Origin of the sequence: Pseudovibrio denitrificans JCM 12308 (genome assembly GCF_001310815.1) — a bacterium.
Taxonomy (GTDB): Bacteria; Pseudomonadota; Alphaproteobacteria; order Rhizobiales; family Stappiaceae; genus Pseudovibrio; species Pseudovibrio denitrificans.
This window is the reverse complement of record NZ_BAZK01000009.1, coordinates 23,393-41,491: the sequence shown is the minus strand read 5'-3', so window position 1 is coordinate 41,491 and position 18,099 is coordinate 23,393. Positions and strand designations below refer to the sequence as shown.

At 54.7% G+C, this 18,099-nt stretch carries 14 protein-coding genes and 1 pseudogene; 8 read left to right on the top strand and 7 right to left on the bottom strand.

Translation table 11 applies throughout. The features are described 5' to 3' along the window. Window positions 1-59 precede the first annotated feature (59 nt). Both JCM12308_RS13590 and tsaA read right to left on the bottom strand, forming a co-directional pair. Window positions 60-1,622 carry an ABC transporter substrate-binding protein gene (locus tag JCM12308_RS13590; protein ID WP_054784108.1) on the bottom strand — a complete coding sequence of 521 codons (1,563 nt, stop codon included), beginning with the start codon at window positions 1,620-1,622 and terminating at the stop codon, window positions 60-62. Window positions 1,623-1,677: 55 nt separating this feature from the next. After that, the gene (gene tsaA / locus JCM12308_RS13585) at window positions 1,678-2,112 is read right to left on the bottom strand and encodes a tRNA (N6-threonylcarbamoyladenosine(37)-N6)-methyltransferase TrmO (protein ID WP_008549072.1); all 435 of its coding nucleotides are present in this window, start codon (window positions 2,110-2,112) and stop codon (window positions 1,678-1,680) included. A 289-nt stretch (window positions 2,113-2,401) separates the two neighbouring features. Here tsaA and JCM12308_RS13580 point away from each other — a divergent pair, with 289 nt between their 5' ends. From JCM12308_RS13580 to JCM12308_RS13570, 3 genes are all read left to right on the top strand, one after another. Beyond that, a complete protein-coding gene (locus tag JCM12308_RS13580; RefSeq protein WP_054784107.1) occupies window positions 2,402-3,853 on the top strand; it encodes an SLC13 family permease in 1,452 nt (483 codons plus the stop codon). Between the two features lie 113 nt (window positions 3,854-3,966). Then, complete coding sequence (locus tag JCM12308_RS13575; protein WP_054784106.1) at window positions 3,967-5,232, top strand: vanadium-dependent haloperoxidase; 1,266 nt, start codon at window positions 3,967-3,969, stop codon at window positions 5,230-5,232. A gap of 141 nt (window positions 5,233-5,373) precedes the next feature. Continuing rightward, complete coding sequence (locus tag JCM12308_RS13570) at window positions 5,374-5,904, top strand: DUF2938 domain-containing protein (protein ID WP_054784105.1); 531 nt, start codon at window positions 5,374-5,376, stop codon at window positions 5,902-5,904. Window positions 5,905-5,974: 70 nt separating this feature from the next. On the opposite strand, the gene JCM12308_RS13565 is transcribed toward JCM12308_RS13570, so the two are convergent. Continuing rightward, a complete protein-coding gene (locus JCM12308_RS13565) occupies window positions 5,975-6,601 on the bottom strand; it encodes a flavoprotein (RefSeq protein ID WP_083417366.1) in 627 nt (208 codons plus the stop codon). Between the two features lie 298 nt (window positions 6,602-6,899). Here JCM12308_RS13565 and JCM12308_RS13560 point away from each other — a divergent pair, with 298 nt between their 5' ends. Then, window positions 6,900-7,913, top strand: coding sequence for an NAD-dependent epimerase/dehydratase family protein (locus JCM12308_RS13560; RefSeq protein WP_208609209.1), 1,014 nt, complete (start codon window positions 6,900-6,902; stop codon window positions 7,911-7,913). Between the two features lie 6 nt (window positions 7,914-7,919). Here the strand turns inward: JCM12308_RS13560 and JCM12308_RS13555 are convergent, their stop codons facing one another. Further along, window positions 7,920-8,948 carry a LacI family DNA-binding transcriptional regulator gene (locus tag JCM12308_RS13555; RefSeq protein ID WP_054784103.1) on the bottom strand — a complete coding sequence of 343 codons (1,029 nt, stop codon included), beginning with the start codon at window positions 8,946-8,948 and terminating at the stop codon, window positions 7,920-7,922. Window positions 8,949-9,109: 161 nt separating this feature from the next. Between JCM12308_RS13555 and JCM12308_RS13550 the strand changes: the two genes are divergently transcribed. The 4 genes from JCM12308_RS13550 to JCM12308_RS13535 are packed head-to-tail and all read left to right on the top strand — an operon-like array spanning window position 9,110 to window position 14,272. Then, on the top strand, window positions 9,110-10,126 hold the full coding sequence (locus JCM12308_RS13550) for an ABC transporter substrate-binding protein (RefSeq protein WP_488389902.1): 1,017 nt from the start codon (window positions 9,110-9,112) through the stop codon (window positions 10,124-10,126). Between the two features lie 59 nt (window positions 10,127-10,185). After that, window positions 10,186-12,396, top strand: a complete 2,211-nt coding sequence (locus JCM12308_RS13545; protein ID WP_174519195.1) for an ABC transporter permease — start codon at window positions 10,186-10,188, stop codon at window positions 12,394-12,396. After that, entirely contained in the window at window positions 12,393-13,451 is a 1,059-nt protein-coding gene (locus tag JCM12308_RS13540) for an ABC transporter ATP-binding protein (protein ID WP_054784101.1), read from the top strand. Before JCM12308_RS13545 ends, JCM12308_RS13540 begins: the two co-directional genes overlap by 4 nt. Then, window positions 13,451-14,272 (top strand): inositol monophosphatase family protein, encoded by an 822-nt coding sequence (locus JCM12308_RS13535; protein WP_054784100.1) that lies wholly within the window; start codon window positions 13,451-13,453, stop codon window positions 14,270-14,272. Before JCM12308_RS13540 ends, JCM12308_RS13535 begins: the two co-directional genes overlap by 1 nt. A 75-nt stretch (window positions 14,273-14,347) precedes the next feature. Here JCM12308_RS13535 and JCM12308_RS13530 read toward each other — a convergent pair. The 3 genes and pseudogenes from JCM12308_RS13530 to JCM12308_RS13520 all read right to left on the bottom strand — a co-directional run bounded on the left by JCM12308_RS13530 (window position 14,348) and on the right by JCM12308_RS13520 (window position 18,070). Beyond that, window positions 14,348-16,104: pseudogene (locus JCM12308_RS13530) on the bottom strand (TRAP transporter permease). Window positions 16,105-16,173: 69 nt separating this feature from the next. Then, a complete protein-coding gene (locus JCM12308_RS13525; RefSeq protein WP_054784099.1) occupies window positions 16,174-17,127 on the bottom strand; it encodes a TAXI family TRAP transporter solute-binding subunit in 954 nt (317 codons plus the stop codon). A gap of 208 nt (window positions 17,128-17,335) precedes the next feature. Beyond that, window positions 17,336-18,070: a helix-turn-helix transcriptional regulator gene (locus JCM12308_RS13520; protein WP_208978566.1), complete on the bottom strand. Its 735-nt coding sequence runs from the start codon at window positions 18,068-18,070 to the stop codon at window positions 17,336-17,338. Window positions 18,071-18,099: the final 29 nt, after the last annotated feature.

Genomic DNA, 18,099 nt, shown 5'->3' with positions numbered 1-18,099 from the left:
TTTATGTTTGCCTTTTGCCAGCTGCACAAAGGCAGCTGGCGTTGGGTGAACCAAGCTGGTCAGTCAACCAGATAGGATTTATGCAAAGCCGAAGGCACGCCAATCGCAACGCCGCCCGGCATGAACTCAAGAGAGGAAAGCTTATCGTTGTACGCTGTCACCATGTATGGGTTAGCGATGGCATAGGCTGGCAACTCCTGCGAATAGACCTCCTGAAACTCATTCAGAATATCCTGCCGCTGCTGGCGAGAGGTCGCCACGGACTGGGCATCCGCAAGCGCTCTTAGCTTTTTGCCGGAGTACCTGTCACTGGCCCACTTCTTTCCAAAAACGCGGCGCAGAATGCCGTTTGGATCACCAAGAGTACTGGATGCATAAAGCGCCAGATCATAGTTGCCTTCGCTCAGACTATCCTGCAATGCTGCACGCTCCATGATGCGCACATCCAGTTTGATGCCGAATGTCTCCAACTGTTCTGCCAGAACCTTCGCTGCCTTGGTCTCTCGCTTGCTGGCCAGCACGCGCAAAACAACCTGCTCACCATCGATGTACCAAAGCTGATCCTCTGCACGAGCCCAACCCTGCGCTGTCAGCAAATCTGCTGCTTTGCGCGGACTAAAGGCATACGGCGGGTGAACATCATCAGAATGCCAGGGCGATGCTTCCTGAAAGAAGCCAGTATCAGCCACGTCTGCTGTGTCCTGATAAGCCGTCGAGATCAGTGCTGGCCGATTGATGGCGTAGGCTATGGCGTGACGCAGGTCTTTGCTTCCAAACCGGCCTGCATGATTAAAGCCTAATCGAACAGAGTGATTGCTAAACGCTTTTACGACATTGAGGCCGCTCTCTTTGGCTTGTTCCAACCGCTCTGGTGGCAGGTAGGAGATGATATCAATCTCATCAGCCTTAGCCGCCCGAAGCGCGGCGTCCGTTGCCATCTTCACAATTGCGATGCGCTTGAACTTTGGCGTGCCGAGGTAATAGTCAGCATTCGCTTCGAGCACATAGCGCCCCTGCGCCTTGTTGTAGTCCGCCAGCTTGTATGGACCGCTCCCGATCACAGCCTCTGGCTCAGCAAAGCGCTGCGGTTCTGCAACATCCGCATACACATGTTTAGGCAGAACAGGCATGGAAAGCAGCATACCAGTCAGCAATCCGGCATCCGGTTTTTTGAGCTGCAGACGCAGATGATCGTGGGAGAGCACTTTCGCCTCCTTCACATTCCTTACATCTGCAAAAACATAAGGATGTTCCTGCATATAGCTGAAGGTGAAAGCAGCATCTTCTGCCGTTACCGGCTCTCCATCATGCCAATGGGCACGTAAGTCGATGTAGATATCGCAGATGAGGCCATTGCGGGAAATAGTCCAGCGTTTAGCCAGAGCCGGTGTCACATCACCGTCCTTCTTCTGGCTCAACAGACTGTCAAAAACGTAGGTGGTGTAGAGATACCCGATGCCGTTTTTGCCATGAATGTAGGGCGCCAACATACCACGGTCACCACGGGCATCGGTTATCACGAGCTGGCCGACGGGTCCGGCCGTGGCCGCTGCAAGGGTCAACAATAAAGCTGCGAGGGTCGCGGCAACAACGCGCACGAGGGGGTGATGGAAAAGGTGCATGCCTCAGACTTTCTGAGCGGGACGCACGGCAACATGCGCATCCTCAGGTTCCTGATCATGGCTGCCACGCAATCTGCGCGGTTGGCTGGTGGTCTTCTATAGGGACATAAGGTTTCAGGTCCAGAATGGGTGTGCCATCAACACAATCCATTCCACTCACCGTCAAAACGTTGCCGTCCCGTCTAATCAATTCAACCGCACTGAGCCCGATCGGGTTGGGACGGTTGGGTGAACGGCTGGCAAAAACACCACGGGCTGCTTCATCTCCACGAGGCCGCCGGATCAGAGCAGTCCCGTCAGAATGATGCAGCCAGTACAGCACCCACAGATGGGAGGCCATGGTGATGTTCAAAAGCGCATCCGCATAGGGTGAGGAAATTTCCAACTGACATTGGTCAGGATTACGTCTGCTGGATTTTGGACATTGGCGCACTTCTGAAAATCCCGTTCGGATGAAACCAACCGGGTTTAGGGAGATGCTGGAAGACATAGAGATCTCTTGCTGATTACTCATTTTTTGAAGCCGTAATAGGTTGCAAAATTAAACACTTAACGCCCCCAAAGCCAAAGCCCGCCTCAACACCAGATCGATACTTGGTGACGATATCCGAGTAAATTCGATTTATCCGATAGCCTACCTCAGAATTTCTGAGGCGTCCTTGATCAGCATATTCGAAAATGCTGAGGCTATGCCTCTGATAAATCGATTGGATTATTAGCAGCGGCAAAAAACATAGTTCTGGCACCTCATTCGGATTAACTCAGAATCACAGGTCGCTATGACAGATCACACCCAGCACAACCCGCGGCGGGCTTCCGGCCTTCAACCCGCTCCAGAAACCGTCAAATCCCCCTTTAACAACAAACAGACCTGGCAGTTCATCGGCGTTGCAGTTGCCGCAACGCTTGCTGGCTTTCTCGCTTCCGCCTACCTGCCCGCTGGCATGACTGTTGCTGCGGTCTTATCCGTTGGCTGTCTGGGCCTTTGGGCCACGGGCGTAGTACCGGAATACTGGACAGCACTTGCCTTCTTCTTCGTAGCGATTGTCATCGGTATCGCGCCGCCGGATGTAGTGTTCTCCGGCTTTCAAACCTCCACCTTCTGGCTGCTGTTTGCAGGCCTCGTGCTCGGCGCCTCCATCAAACACACCAAGCTTGATAAGCGCGCGGCTGTTTTGCTGATGCGGTTGCCGCTCAACAGTTATGCCGGGCTGATCTCCAGCATTGTGGCATTCAGTGTAGCGCTGGCATTCGTGGTGCCCTCTTCCATTGGCCGCATCATGATCTTGCTGCCGGTGATCTCAGCCCTTGCCGCGCAGATCGGGTTCAAGCCGGGTTCCAACGGACGCACTGGTATGCTCTGTGCTGCTGCGTTCGCGACCTTTGCGCCAGCCTTCACAATCCTGCCGGCCAACGCCCCCAACATGATCCTCGCGGGGATGAGTGAGAGCCTTTATGACCTCAGCATTTCTTATTGGGACTACCTGCGCCTGAACTTCCCTGTTCTGGGTATCCTCAAGTCTCTCATTCTGATCGGGCTGACACTGGTCCTCTTCCCGGACAAACTGCCTGAAAACGCTCATGAGGATCCGGAGGAGGCAACGCCGGTCAGCGGTCAGGAACGGCGGTTGATGATCATTCTGGCGCTGTGCTTGCTGTTCTGGCTGACAGACAGCCTGCACCCCATTGGTCCTGCCTGGGTTGGTCTAGCAGCAGCGCTGGCCTGCTTCTGGCCAAATGCTAAGCTGACCTCCAAAACCTGCATCAATCAGGATCTCAGCTACGGCTCTTTGATGTTCGTTGCGGGGATCATGGGATTGGGCGCAGTAATCTCCGTGGCAGGTCTGGGAGAAGCAATTGTTCAGACCATTGGCGGACAAGCAGGGTTCTCGGAGGATAGTCCCATCTGGAACCTCTCCGTCCTCACAGGTCTGTCCACTCTGGTTGCCATGGCAACAAACCTGCCCGGCGTACCTGCTGTGATGACACCAGTTGCAGGTGATCTGGCAGAGGCAACTGGCCTTCCCTTGCAGACCGTTTTGATGACGCAGGTGATGGCATTTTCCAACGTGTTCCTGCCGTTTCAGGCCCCTCCACTGGTGGCTGCTATTCAGGTTGGCAACCTGCCACCCAAGGCCGTGATCAAACTGTGTCTGACGCTGTTTGTCATCAGTCTGTTCCTCCTAGTCCCCATCGATCTGATGTGGTGGTACCTGCTCGGATTTCTTTAGGTCTCGGCAGGCGGGCCCACACAAATTCTGAGGCCCGCCTTCCATTCTTTCGATTTGTGCAAAGTGAATTTCCATCCCTAGCTATAGCCGTTTTCAAATTGCGAGGTTTTAGTATGACCACCCGATTTACATGGTTGAAGACAATTGCTTACAGCGGCGCTCTGGCGCTTGTGATTACCGGCGGAGCCGCCAAGGCAGAACTGGCTGCCGACTGGCAGGGCACCGCCATTGAACTGTTCAACGCTGAGAAATGGCCGGGCGCCAAACGTCAGCGCACATTGGCTATCTTGCACACCGCCATGTTCGACGCAGCAAACGCAGTCGAAGGCATCTACACCCCTTATGCTTACACCGGCCCAAACAACCCGGATGCGTCCGCTGAAGCAGCTGTGACCCAAGCTGCCGTGCATGTGCTATCCACCTTGATGCCAGAGCGCAAAGACGAGTTGTTGGCCGCTGCTAAACAACGCCTCGCAAACCTGAAGAACCCACAGTCCGGCATGGCACTGGGACAAGCGGTTGCTGAGCAAATTCTGGCAGCGCGTGCATCAGACAACGCTGACTTCTCAACCGAGTACACTCCGGGCCCGGCAGAAGCTGGCGTCTATCAGCGCACCTCCACACGCGAGATGGTGGCTCCGAAGATCCGCGAGATGACACCGTTTGTTCTGGCTTCCGCAACTCACTTCCGCGTGCCGCCGCCGCCAGCGCTGGACAGCATGCAGTATCAGCGCGGTTTGAGCGAAGTGGTTGAGCTGGGTGGCAAAGAAACGCAGACCAACGAAGAGAACGTCTTCATCGCTAAGCTTCATGCAGGGTCCGGCTCTGGTGCGTGGAACCAGATAGCACGCAAGAGCAGTGTGTCCTGTGATCTGTCCATGCTGGAAGAAGCCCGCACCCTCGCGCTTCTCAACCTGGCTTTAACAGACGCTCTGGTGGCTGGTTTCAACGCAAAATATGAGTACGCGTTGTGGCGCCCGCAGACCGCCATGGAAGCTCTGGGCAAGAGCTACAAGCATCCAACTCTAAAGACCAACATGGAGTGGAGCTCACTGGTGCCTGCACCGATGCATCCTGAATATCCATGCCAGCACTGCACCAGTGGCAGCGCGGCTCAGGAGGTTCTGGAATCCGTCTTTGGCGATGGCCAAATGGCCTTCACCTTCAACGGCAAGGGTGGCCTTTCCAAGGATTATGTCAGCTTCCAGCAGTTTGCAGAGGAAGAGTCAGAGTCCCGCGTTCTGGGTGGTGTTCACTACCGTCGCTCCAACGCTGTTGGCGACATGCTCGGTTATCAGATCGGCTCCTATGTGGCTGAAACGGCTCTGCAACCGCTGAAACCAATCAACACAACAAACAAATGTGCAAGCAGCCGCTAAGTCAGCTCCTCCTGACTTAGCTTGCACTCGCAGGCCGCACTCCAATCCCCTCGCGGCCTGCTTTTTTTTCACCCCAGAAAAGGGAGCACATGCAAGCGCCACTTCCGGCAAAGCACCCGCAGATCTAAAGGAACAGGTACTATGGAAAATCGAACAGGTTTAGCACTCCGCATTCTCTTTGTTGGCATTGGCGCCACGCTCTTCATGGATATCTGGGCCGTTGCAGCAGATAGTCTTTTTGGCATTCCGCAGAGCAATTTCTCGGTCGTGGGCCGCTGGATGGGGCATATGCTGGATGGGCAGTTCACGCACGAAAGTATCCGCCGGGCCGCTCCCATTGCGGGAGAAAGCGCCATTGGCTGGACAGCGCATTACATCATCGGCGTCATTTTCGTGGCCGCGTTTGTGATGATCTTCGGAACACGCCAGTTACAGAAACCCTCTTTAATCCTGACCATTCTGTTTGGCGTTGCCATGATTGTGTTTCCGTTTTTCGTCATGCAACCAGCGTTGGGCGCGGGCATCATGGCCTCCAACCGGCCAAACCCGGACTTCGCCCGCCTGAAGAGCCTGATGACGCATTTCTCTTTCGGATTGGGAATGTACGTGGCGTTTTGGATTCAAACCAAGGTTTTCAAACCAGTTGAGACCCCTGTTTCCTCTGCATCCTGATAGTTTCAGGATCACGAGAAAGCCCGCCGTTCTTCGGAGCGGCGGGCTTTTTGTTGGTCACATACAGCTCTTAACTGAGCTCAAGTTCTCTACGCACCTGATACTGCGGCAGGTGCTTTTTGATCTGCTCTACCACCACCTCAGGATCAGGTAGTGATTGGTGGCCGTGGATCTTGCCCATATGCGGATCAAAATTCTCGCGCCATACCGGATCACACACCTCATAGCCATCCTCACGGATCTGAGCCACGTTGCGTTTCACAGAGGCCTTCTTCCACATTGGACCGCCCATCACCGGGAAGAACAGCACAGGGAACTCCGCTGCCAGAATGACTGTGGTCAGGCGGTTCAGGGAAGAACCATGCGCCACGGCAGAGAGCGTGTTCGCAGTGGCTGGCATGACGGCGAGTATGTCATGTTCCGCTGCAATACGGCCTGGCTTGTCTGTCGCCCAGTCCTTCGGATCATCACCGCAAATCATCCGATCCACAAACAGCGCGATGCTGTCCATGTTCACAAAGTTGATGGCATTGGGGGTGAACATGGCGGTGAGCGTGCAATCAATCGAATTCTTGATTTCGCGCAGATAGTTGGGCAGCAGTGTTGCATCCAGAGATGCGCTGGCGCCGATCAAAATACGGGCCTTGTCGGGGGTCTCATTGGTGACCATGGAAATATCCTCTCTGTAGAAATTCATTTCAAAATGATGGAGGTCCCGCGCGATTGGCGTCATTGCGGAGTCTGCTGAACCCTAGGGGAGGTTGTTGTACAGCTCAGCCAGCTCATCGCGCGGTGTCTTTTTCTGGGGTCAGATGACCTCAAATCAGGCCGGATATTCCAATTGTTTCTTTGAATTGCTCTCCTCAGGTTTCTTGAGGACGTGCCCTCAGCAACTCTGATACCCAGCCTCAGAACTTCCGATGTGCAATGAAAATGTAGTGCTGGCACAGTTCCGCTCAGCAAGAGCCGCGAGGCTGCTGGATCTGGAGGGTTTGATGTCGAAAGCGGAAGTCAAAACCATTTGCATAGCAGGCGCCAGCGGGTTGGCCGGGGCCTATATGGTCAAAGAAGCCCTTGCTCGCGGCTACCGCGTCAACGGCACCCTGCGCGACATTTCCCAACTCGATAAAGTCAGCGGTTTGATGCGTTTGCCCGGTGCAGCAGAGCGACTTCACCTGTTTTCGGCAGATAACTCAGTGTCTGAGAGCTTCGATGCGCCCTTAACGCAGGCTGACGCCGTGTTCATCACCTGCATTCCAACGCTCAAACATGGAGCCGATGGAACACCTGCTGCCGAGCTGGATCGCGATCGCGGCATGAGCGAAATCATCCGCCCTGCAGAACAAGCCTGCCTGAACATTCTGAGAGCCGCGCAGAGACAAGGTGCAAAGACCGCTGTTCTTTGCTCCAGCACCGCTTCTGCAGAGCCAGCCACACCATCCTTTGAAAAACACGAGGACAGAGACATTTCTGACGCTGAGATGCAGATCCAGCAAAGGAAATATGCTCAGGCCCAAAAGATCGTGATGGAGGCAACCGCAGAAGCCTTCACCGAAGAGCATGGCATGCGGCTCTGCACGTTTTTGCCAAGCATGATGGTCGGTGCTCCGCTCCTGCCATCCCACCTGAAAGGCCATGTTCTCAGTTTTCTTGCAAAACTGCGTCACGGCAAAACTGGTTGGCACAGCACAGTTCCAGCAGGCTCTATGTCGCTGACCTCACCAGATAATCTGGCGAAGATGTCCTTGGCTGCACTGGAGAATCCAAAGGCCGCAGGCCGATACTTTGCACTCAGCGGAAGCTGGAGCTGGGCACGGATTTATCAAGAGATTGCGGAGTACGTGCCGCTGGAGGCACTCCCTGCTCCGCTAGGCAAAGACCCGGAACCACCGACACGCTTTGACTTCAGCAAGCGTGACAGCCTTGGGGTTCCGATGCGGGGCATTCAGCAGATGTTCGCAGAGTTTTATGAGGCCTATGAGCACGTCAGGCTCGCGCCGCAAGCCTGATCTTTCTTACTTCAACGGGATGCGTGCTTTCTGCACGCTATTGCGCCAAACAAACTTGGCAGGCAGTTTCACCGTCTCAGTCTCCGGCTGCTCTGTGGTGCACCATTCCAGACACTTCTCGATGATCTGATCCGTTGGCTGCGCGAAGGTGGTCAGGTCATAGCCTTCCCACTCTGCCTGCGCGATATCATCAAAGCCAATGACAGAAAGATCGTCTGGTGTGCGCAGGCCAAAGCGTTGGCGTGCAGCATCAATCACACCGCAGGCAATCAGGTCAGTTGTACAGAAAATGCCATCTGGGCGGTCTTCCCTATCCAGCAGTGCAGTGCCCAGTTCCAGACCGGCCTGATAGGACGTGAGGCCGCCCACTTCGCTCAGAACCTCAACCCCTGCTTCGTCAGCGGCATCCACAAAGCCTTTCTGGCGTTCAAGGATGCTCCAGGTGGCATTTGCGGAGTTAGCAAGGGCGATTCGCTTGCATCCTGCACGCAAAAGAGCCTTCAGCGCAGTCTTGCCAGCCGCCCTGTTATCCGGCCCAATCTGCAGAGAACCAGGAAAGTCTTCCTCACGGTTGATCAGTACCAGCTTCATGCCATTGCTAAAACATGTGTCGGCTAAGGAAGGGTCCGGTGCACCAGACAAAATAATCGCTGCTTCTGTGCGAAAACTGATTGCTTGCAGCAAAGCATCCTTCACACGCTCCTCATATCCACTGGTGTTGATAAGCATTGTTACCTTACCAGCGGCCTGTAGCTTGTCAGAAAGTTCAGCGATCATCGCAGAGCGGTGCGGCGTATCAATCTCGGCTGCGATGAGCGCCACGATGCCACTCTCCGAGCGGTTGAGGCTGCTTGCGAGGCGGTTTACGCGGTACCCTAGTATTTCTGCGGATTTCAATACCTTAGCGCGTGTAGCGGCGGAAACACTGGCCCCCGGAGTGAAGGTTCTGGACACTGAAACACGGGAGACACCTGCGTGGCGCGCCACGTCCTCAGCCCTGACCTGCTGCTTTCTTGAAGACACTTTTTCCGACATCAAATTTCGCTGATTTTTGTACACGGTTGCATCTCCATATCAGGAAATATCCATAAAATAAATTAGTCTTTCTTGGAATAAAGTTGACATTGCAAAAATTTAGCCGACTATATTATGTACACGTGTACACAACGTGTTTGGGAGGAGTTATTATGAAATCCATTAAGACAGCTTTGTTGGGTGCAACCCTTATTGTGGGTGCAGGTGCAAGCGCAGCTTCAGCAGATGAACTGAGCATGATCTGCTCTGCTGACAACGCACTTTGTGAAAAGCTCGCAGCAAAGTTTGAAGAAAAGACAGGTACTGACGTCAGCATGATCCGTCTTTCTTCAGGTGAAGCTTATGCAAAGATCCGTGCAGAAGCTCGCAATCCGCAGACGGACGTATGGTGGGGTGGTACCGGTGATCCGCATCTGCAGGCAGCAAACGATCAGCTCTCAGTGGCTTACAAGTCGCCAATGCTTGAAGAACTTCTTCCATGGGCTGTTGCTCAGGCAGAAACTTCCGGCTACCGCACAGTAGGCGTGTACTCCGGCGCACTTGGCTGGGGTTACAACAAAGAGATCCTCGCGAAAAAGGGCATTGAAGGTCCTAAGTGCTGGTCCGACCTGCTCAACCCTGCTCTGAAGGGTGAGATCTCTATCGCAGATCCTAACTCTTCCGGCACTGCTTACACCGCGCTTGCTACTCTCGTTCAGCTGATGGGTGAAGAAGAAGCCTTTGAATACCTATTGGCTCTGGGCAAGAACGTTTCACAGTACACCAAGTCTGGCTCCGCACCTGTTAAGGCTGCAGCCCGCGGTGAAGCAGGCCTCGGCATCGTGTTCATGCACGACGCTGTAAAGCAGGCAGAAGCAGGCTTCCCAATCGAGGTTGTCGCTCCATGTGAAGGCACCGGTTACGAAATCGGCTCCATGTCTCTCATCGATGGTTCGCCAAACCCAGATGCTGCAAAAGTATTCTACGATTGGGTGCTCACCCCAGAAGCACAGAACCTGATGGCTGAAACTGGTTCCTACCAGATCCCATCCAACAAGGGTTCTACTCAGCCAGAAGCAGCTCCGAAGCTCGAAAACGTACGTCTGATCGACTACGATTTTGCTGAATACGGAAGCAGCGACCGCCGCAGAAACCTGCTGGCACGCTGGGACATGGAAGTTGGCGCTGCTGCAAACTGATTGAGATCGGGGCGGGCTGAAGCCTGCCCCGTTTCCCCAAAAAATCTGGTTCTTTCCAAATGACAAATGAAAATCGTCGGCTGGACCTCGCACTCATATGCGGCGTCCTTGGGTTGTTTATATTGCCTTGGTTCCACATTCGCAGCGGCTTTTTTGGCGGCGAATGGGTTCTGGATTTCCTGAGCAAAGAGCGCTATTGGCCGGGCTTTTTCCAGCTTTTCCTTGGAAAGCTGCAATTGCTCCCAGTGTTTGTTCTTGTTGGTGCTGCAGGTTATCTGCGCTTGAAGGCTAAGCCGGGTCGCCGTGGCAAAACCATTGCCATAATCGGTGCTCTGGGCTTGTTCTGGATGGTGCTGGAAGGTCTCTCCATCGGCCTGCGCGGCTGGAACTGGAGCGTGCTGGAGGCAATGTTTGGCCAGGTAGATGGTCAGCCTGCGTTCGGTGCCGGTGCGGTTCTTCTTGCTCTCACATTCACCACTTTCATTTCATTTGGTCTTGCTGAAAAGGGCGCTCTCAAAGGCGACGCAATCGTTCTGACTGCCGTCTCCCTTTTGATCCTGCTTGTAGCGACCTTTGTTTTCTATCCAATTCTGTCCATGTTCGCCGGCGCCTTTCAGGATTTCCGCGGCAACTTCTCGACAGATGGTGTGGCCCGCAACATCGTTGATCCGCAGATCTGGTCACTCGGCTGTCTGGCTGGCAAGTCCTGTGGCATCGCATGGCGCACACTGTTCCTTGCTCTTGCGACAGCTGCTGGTTCTACCCTGCTGGGTCTTGCCTTCGCGCTGATCGTGACACGTACGCAGATGCCATTCCGCAAAGGTCTGCGCATCCTCAGCATTCTGCCAATCATCACCCCTCCATTCGTGATTGGTCTGTCCCTGACACTGATGCTGGGCCGTACAGGTTTTGTTACTGAAGCTATTGAAGCTGCAACCGGACTTGAGCTGGGCCGCTGGATTTACGGTCTGCCAGGTATCTGGATTGCGCAGATGCTCAGCTTCACGCCAATCTCCTTCCTCGTTCTGGTTGGTGTTGTTGAAGGCATCAGCCCGTCACTGGAAGAAGCAAGTCAGACCATGCGTTCTGGCCGCTGGAGAACCTTCCGCAAAGTGTCCCTGCCGCTGATGGCTCCCGGCCTGGCAAACGCCTTCCTGATCGGCTTCATCGAGTCCATGGCTGACTTCGGTAACCCGATGGTTCTGGGCGGCAATGGCGGCGTGCTTTCAACTGAAATCTTCTTCGCGGTTGTTGGTGCGCAGAGCGATCCATCCCGCGCAGCTGTTCTGGCGATCATCCTGCTTGGCTTCACACTCTCTGCATTCTTTGCGCAGCGTATGTGGCTTGGTAAGCGTAACTTCGCGACTGTGACCGGTAAGGGTGATGGTGGCCGCTATGCGAAACTGCCAAAGCGTATCTCTATCCCAGTCGGCACAATCGTTGCCCTGTGGAGCCTGTTCACTGTTGCAGTTTACGGCTTGATCCTGTTCGGCGGCTTCGTGAAAGTCTGGGGTCTGGACCACAGCGTCACGCTGGCGCACTACATCACCGCATTCTCCATCTCGTTCGAAAACGGCTTTGCCTTCACTGGCGTTGCGTGGAACAGCTTCTGGACCACAATGTGGATCGCGCTTGCAGCAGCTCCACTGACCGCTGCAGTTGGCATCCTGTCCGCATGGCTCATCGTTCGTCAGGACTTCCCAGGCAAATCCGCCTTTGAATTCGGTCTGATGATGAGCTTCGCAATTCCGGGCACCGTGATTGGTATCAGCTACATCCTCGCGTTCAACCTGCCACCGCTGCAGATGACCGGTACAGCTCTGATCCTGATCTTCTGCTTCGTGTTCCGTAACATGCCTGTGGGTGTACGCGGCGGTGTGGCAGCGATGTCCCAGCTGGATAAGAACTTGGATGAAGCATCCCTGACTCTGGGCGCAAACAGTGCACGCACACTGAAGAAAGTGATCCTGCCGCTGCTGCGTCCAGCCATTCAGGCGGCTCTGGTTTACAGCTTCGTGCGTGCAATCACATCCATCTCTGCGGTCATTTTCCTTGTGAGCGCAAAATACAACATGGCGACGGCCTATGTGGTCGGTCTGGTTGAAAACGGCGAATACGGCGTGGCGATTGCCTACAGCTCCGTCCTCATCTTCGTGATGGTCACCGTCATTCTCATCTTCCAGCTGCTGGTTGGTGAAAGAAAACTCCGTCGTCCAGAAACTACTCAAAAATCTCCTGCTCAGGGTAAACTGAAGGAAGCCGCAGCATGACACATGCAAAATTTGGTCAGGTCCGCTTCGAAAATGTCGGCAAAAACTACGGCGACTTTACTGCAATCCCGGATCTCAATCTGGTTATTGAACCGGGCCAGCTGGTAACCCTTCTGGGGCCATCCGGATGTGGCAAGACAACAACCCTGCGCATGATTGCAGGGTTGGAGACCCCAACATCTGGTCGCATCATGATTGGGGGGGATGACGTTACCCGTCTTCCACCAAACCAGCGTGACGTTTCCATGGTGTTCCAGTCCTACGCTCTGTTCCCGCACATGACTGTGCTGGAGAACGTGAAGTACGGTCTGGAGTCCAGTGGCTTCAAAGATGCAGAAGAGATGGCTCTGAAAGGGCTGGACCTTGTAGGCCTCCGGGAAAAGGCACCGCGTCTTCCTTCCGAGCTTTCCGGTGGTCAGCAGCAGCGTGTAGCTGTGGCGCGCGCACTCGTTCTGGAGCCACAGGTTCTGCTGCTCGATGAGCCACTGTCCAACCTGGACGCCCGCCTGCGCCGTCTGGTACGTACCGAGATCCGTGAAATCCAGCAGCGCCTTGATTTCACAGCCGTTTACGTAACCCACGACCAGGAAGAAGCGCTTGCTGTTTCCGACCGTATCGTGGTTATGCGCGACGGCATCATCGAGCAGGACGGTACGCCTTACGAGCTCTACGAAAGCCCAGCTTCTGAGTTCATCGCGGACTTTATTGGTGAAGCGAACATTCTCGATTGTGACATCAGCGCTGTGAATGCAGACACCGCGAATGTTGTTGTTGGTGGCAAAGGCTTTGACCTGCGCAGTCGGAACCATAGCGTTGGTAAGGGTAAGCTGGCAGCGCGGGCGAACTCCATTAAGCTGAGCAAAGACGTGAACGGCGGTCTGACCGGCAAGATCAAGAGCGCGGCTTATCTGGGGGATCACTTCCAGTACGAAGTGCTCAGCGATCTCGGCCAGCTGTTCGTGATTGACAACAACACCGATGAACTGCTCGGCAACGGAACCTCTGTTGGCATCGATTTTGATGCACGCGGTCTTGCACTGATTGGCGGTAAGTAATGTTGACAGATGCCGTTCTAGACCAAGCTGCAGAGCTGAAAAAACGCTTCAACGCAGCCCAGAAAATGGCTGATGAAGCGTCTGTGCTCGCGCTTGAGCACTTCGCCAATCGTGGTGATCTGAACATCGACACGAAGCGGCATCCTCAGGATGTCGTTTCAGAAGCTGACAAGGCTGTGGAGCAGAAAATCCGCGTTCTGATCGCCGAGCATTTTCCTGAGGATGCATTGCTCGGTGAGGAATTCGGCTTCGTAGAAGGAACAACCGGCTACACCTGGGTCATCGATCCAATTGACGGAACTGCTCCTTTTCTCAATGGCTTACCGGGGTGGTGCGTATGCATCGCCGTCATGGACAAAGACGGTGCCGCCATCGGCATTATCGATGTTCCGGTCCTCAAGGAGCGCTTTGCGGCCATGCGCGGCAAAGGCACCACTCTCAACGGTTCCCCTGTACGGGTGACCGATCGATTTAACCTGCAGACTGGCATGCTGGGCGTGGGCGCGAATGATCGCGTGGCACCTGCGCAGGTCGGTAAAATGTTCGAAGACCTTATGTCCGCAGGCGTGAGCTACACTCGTTATGGCTCCGGTGCATTAATGTTGGCATGGGTCGCTGCGGGGCGCTTGGTTGGCTACGTTGAGCCGCGCATGTCTGCCTGGGACTGCATGGCTGCATACTGCCTTATCGAAGAAGCTGGCGGAAAAATTCTCCCATTTCCGGTCGCTGAGAACCCAAGCGCCCCGTATCCTGTTTTGGGCGCTGCCCCACAGGTTTTTGATGAGGTTCTGGACCTCACCAATCTAACTCAGTTCGCCTAATCTCCCGAGTAGTCAATGAGTTAGCAAAACTTGCAGGCGCTGTTCACCCAGAGCAGCGCCTGTTTTTTATTGTGCTCAGATGAACAGCAGCACCCCGCCGCCGCCAATCAGCCCACCGCGAATAAGTGGCGAAAACGGTGCGATAACGCCATAGGAAATCGCAGAGAGCGCAAGCCCCACTTTCACCGTTGCCAGCAGCGACCAGGCTGGTGAGCTCACCAGAGTGATCAGCGTCGGATTTGCTATCATTCCCAATGGTATAAGATAGAGGCCGATCCCCAGCGCCATGGCGAACAACGCCACCTTCAGCCAGTTCTCATTGACCATGCCAGCGGCGATAAACACCGCCCCGCAGACTGGAGGGGTGATGGTGGATAAAAGCGCAAACCAGAACACGAACAAGTGCGCCTGAAGCGGCTCCAGCCCGATATCAATCAGCGCTGGACCAGCAACGGAAACGCAGATCACATAGGCCGCTGTTGTTGGCACTTCCATGCCTAATACCATGCAAGCCAGTGCTGTCAGCAGCAGTGCGGGCCACAACATGCCGCCGGAGCCGGAGAGGATAAGTGAGGTGATCTTCACCCCAAGTCCCGTCACGCCCAGTGTGCCGATGATGATGGAGCGCAGAGGATAATCGAGGCGATCATCGCCACCTGCTTGCCGGAGTTCATCAGCGCCTGCTCATAGCGCGCACCGATTTTCCGCAGATCCAGCTTGAAGTTCTTGTCGATCAGCAGCAGCGCCACAGCCACCATAATGGACAGGCACGCCGCATACTGAGGGGTATAACCCAGCACGAACATGGCCCAGAGCAGCACCGTAAATGGCACGAGGAAGAACAGCGACGTGATGATAACCGAGCGCGTATCCGGCTGATCTTCTGGCGCTAATCCCTTCAGGTCGTAGCGCCGGGCAAAGGCATTAATCCCCATCCAGACCGCGAAGAAGTACAGGAATGCGGGCAAAATCGCAGCAGCCATAATGCCGGTGTACGGCACGCCGGTCAGCTCCACCATGACAAACGCCCCTGCCCCCATCAGCGGCGGCATGATTTGTCCCCCTGAGGAAGCAACAGCTTCCACGGCGGCGGCAAGTGCGCGCGGATAACCCAGCTTGGTCATAGCGGGCAATGTGATTGCACCGGTAGAGGCCACGTTGGCAGACGCAGAGCCGGAGATGGACCCGAACAAAGCCGATGAAATCACTGAAACTTTTGCCGTTCCGCCTTTCAGCTTGCCAGCAGCCGCAGCGGCCACATTCATGAATCCAGCGCCTGCTTCACCGGCATTGAGGAACGCGCCGAAGATCACGAAGATGGCGACAACACCAACAGATACTCCCGTCAGCTTGCCCCATAATCCCCCTTCGGCGATGGTCATGGTGCCGAGGAAACTTTCCAGCGGAACGCCAGCGTAGCCAAACTCACCGGGGATATGTTGCCCAAACATGCCATAGGCCAGCGCGATCAAAGCCACCAGCGGCAGCGGCCAACCGATGGCTCGTCGCGCCATTTCCAGCACCGTGATCAGCAGGCCGAGGGCCAGATAAACCTGAAAGTCATCAATAAGATAGCCATACTGATCGCCAAGGGCAGAGTGGTTCCACGCAATCCAGCCAGCGGCGAACACACCGAAGGCCGTGAGCACATAACCCGTCACCTTCTCGAGGGGATTACGTGCCATCAGGATCAGCGCCCATGGCAGAGCCAAGGCCATATGCAAAGGACGGCTGACCAGATTGGGAACCAGACCGGAGAAGATCAGCCCCAGATGAAACAGCACGGTGGCCAGACCGAGCACCAGCCAGATGGAACGGTGAATTCTATTCAACGAAATAACCTAGAAAGAGAAAGGCCCGAAGTGTACTCCGGGCCTGAATGTTTGATGAAATGAATGCGCTTAGCGCTGCGCGTCGGTGATGGTGTAACCAACTTCATCGTAGAACTTCAACGCGCCCGGATGGATCTTGCCGCTGATGTTGCTCAGCAGATCCTTGTCCACGCCGTTCCACCATGCTGCGCCCTTGCCCATTTTTGCTTTCTGATCCCAGAAGCTCTTGGTCAGCGCGTAGGCGGTATCATCATCCATCTGCGTTGTAGTGTAAGCCACCACTGGCAGAGAGGTTGTTGTGATGTCAGCATCCTGACCAGCATAAGTGCCAGCCGGGATCACCAGTTTGGTGCGCTTGGTTTGAGCGATCTGATCATCTGAAAGCGACAGAACATTCACGCCGGTACCCGCAGCCGCTTCAATCACGTTTGGTGCCGGGTAAGACCCTGCAGTCACGAAGCCATCAATCTGGCCGTTTTTCAGCGCAGGCACAGCGTTGGAAAGTTCCACGTCTGCCAGTTCCACCTGACCTTCAAGACCAAACAGTTTCAGGTACTTAGCGCCTTCTTTCGCACCAAAGGAGCCTTTACCGATGAGGATCTTCTTACCCTTCATGTCAGCAAAGCTCTCAATACCACTGTCTTCGCCAACCACGAAGTGCATGGTCAGAGACGGGATTGGGAACAGCGCACGGATTTCACCCAACTTTGGATTGGCGCGCTTTTCAAACATTGCCTTGCCGCCCTTGGCGAGCTTAACCAGCACTGGCGGAGTGGTGAAAACGTAGTTGCCAGGACGAACGGCAGCTTCCATCACGTTCTGAACAGAACCCTGACTTTCTTCAACAGTGACGATGATATCCCCGTTAGAAGCTTCCTTCATCGCTTCGGCAATCTGAACCGCCATCTGGTAATAAGAGGATGAGGTTTTTGCTGACTTATAAGTAACACGGGTTTCTGCCTGAGCACTGAATGAAAACGCGACAAGTGCTGCAGCAGCCACGCAGGAATGTAATAGTTTCATGGATCATCCTCTGGAACGACAAATGCTTAAAATTGCTGAGAGATTTTATCGAGTATATGAGGTCTTTCAAGTAGGGGGATCAGCTTACCATCGCTCTGAGACGGAAATTTTCTCATGAATGCATGACAGAACGAACAGCTTGCGCGATTTTGCGCAGTTTTGCGTTTTTTACGCGAAATCTGCGTTCCTACGTTAAATGACAGGGCAATCATATCAGGAGACCGTTTCTGTCCAAAGTCTCCTGAAACGCATCCTTCGGCAACAGACGAAAGTGCTCTCCGGTCATGTCAGCGGATAAAATCCGGTCTGCCCGAAATGTCCGCGGCCCGTTCCTCAGATGGTCAAATGCGATCACATACCAAACCGGATAGTTGAGCATCAGGTAGTGCGGTTCGATGGTACGTTTGGATTCTGCCAGATCTTCACGCTGGTACTTGATGACCAAACTACCCTGATCAATGAACGCCTGATGCAGTGCTTGCACGACACGCTTGGGCGGCGGGTTGATCGTCCGCTGCACATAGGTGGAGGCTGTGGAGCCTATCAGGATACGCGCCTTCAGCCGGTTCACCTTATGCCGCTTTTCCGGTGAGAACGACGCCACCAGCTGCCGCCGAACAGAACCGAGGCTCGCCAGAAACATGGGCGAGTCCATCTGCTCTGCCACCGCGATGCTGATCAGCAGATCCACCGCCTCCGGGTAAGCCAGATTCATCCGGCCAACGCCCCAGTTGCGGTCCAGACGAACGCCGCCCCCACGACCGCGATCCGCATCAATGGGCAAACCCTGCTCCCGCATCAGCTGAAGATCTCGGGTGATCGTCCGTTCGCTAACCCCATGCTGAAGCGCCAGATCTTTGACCGTGCAAAGCTCCTCTTGCTTAAGCTGAACAGCCAGCAACTCCATCCGTCTTAATCTGCCATTTGAATTTGTACCTGCCATCGAAAAAATAGGACATTAAATGTCCTATT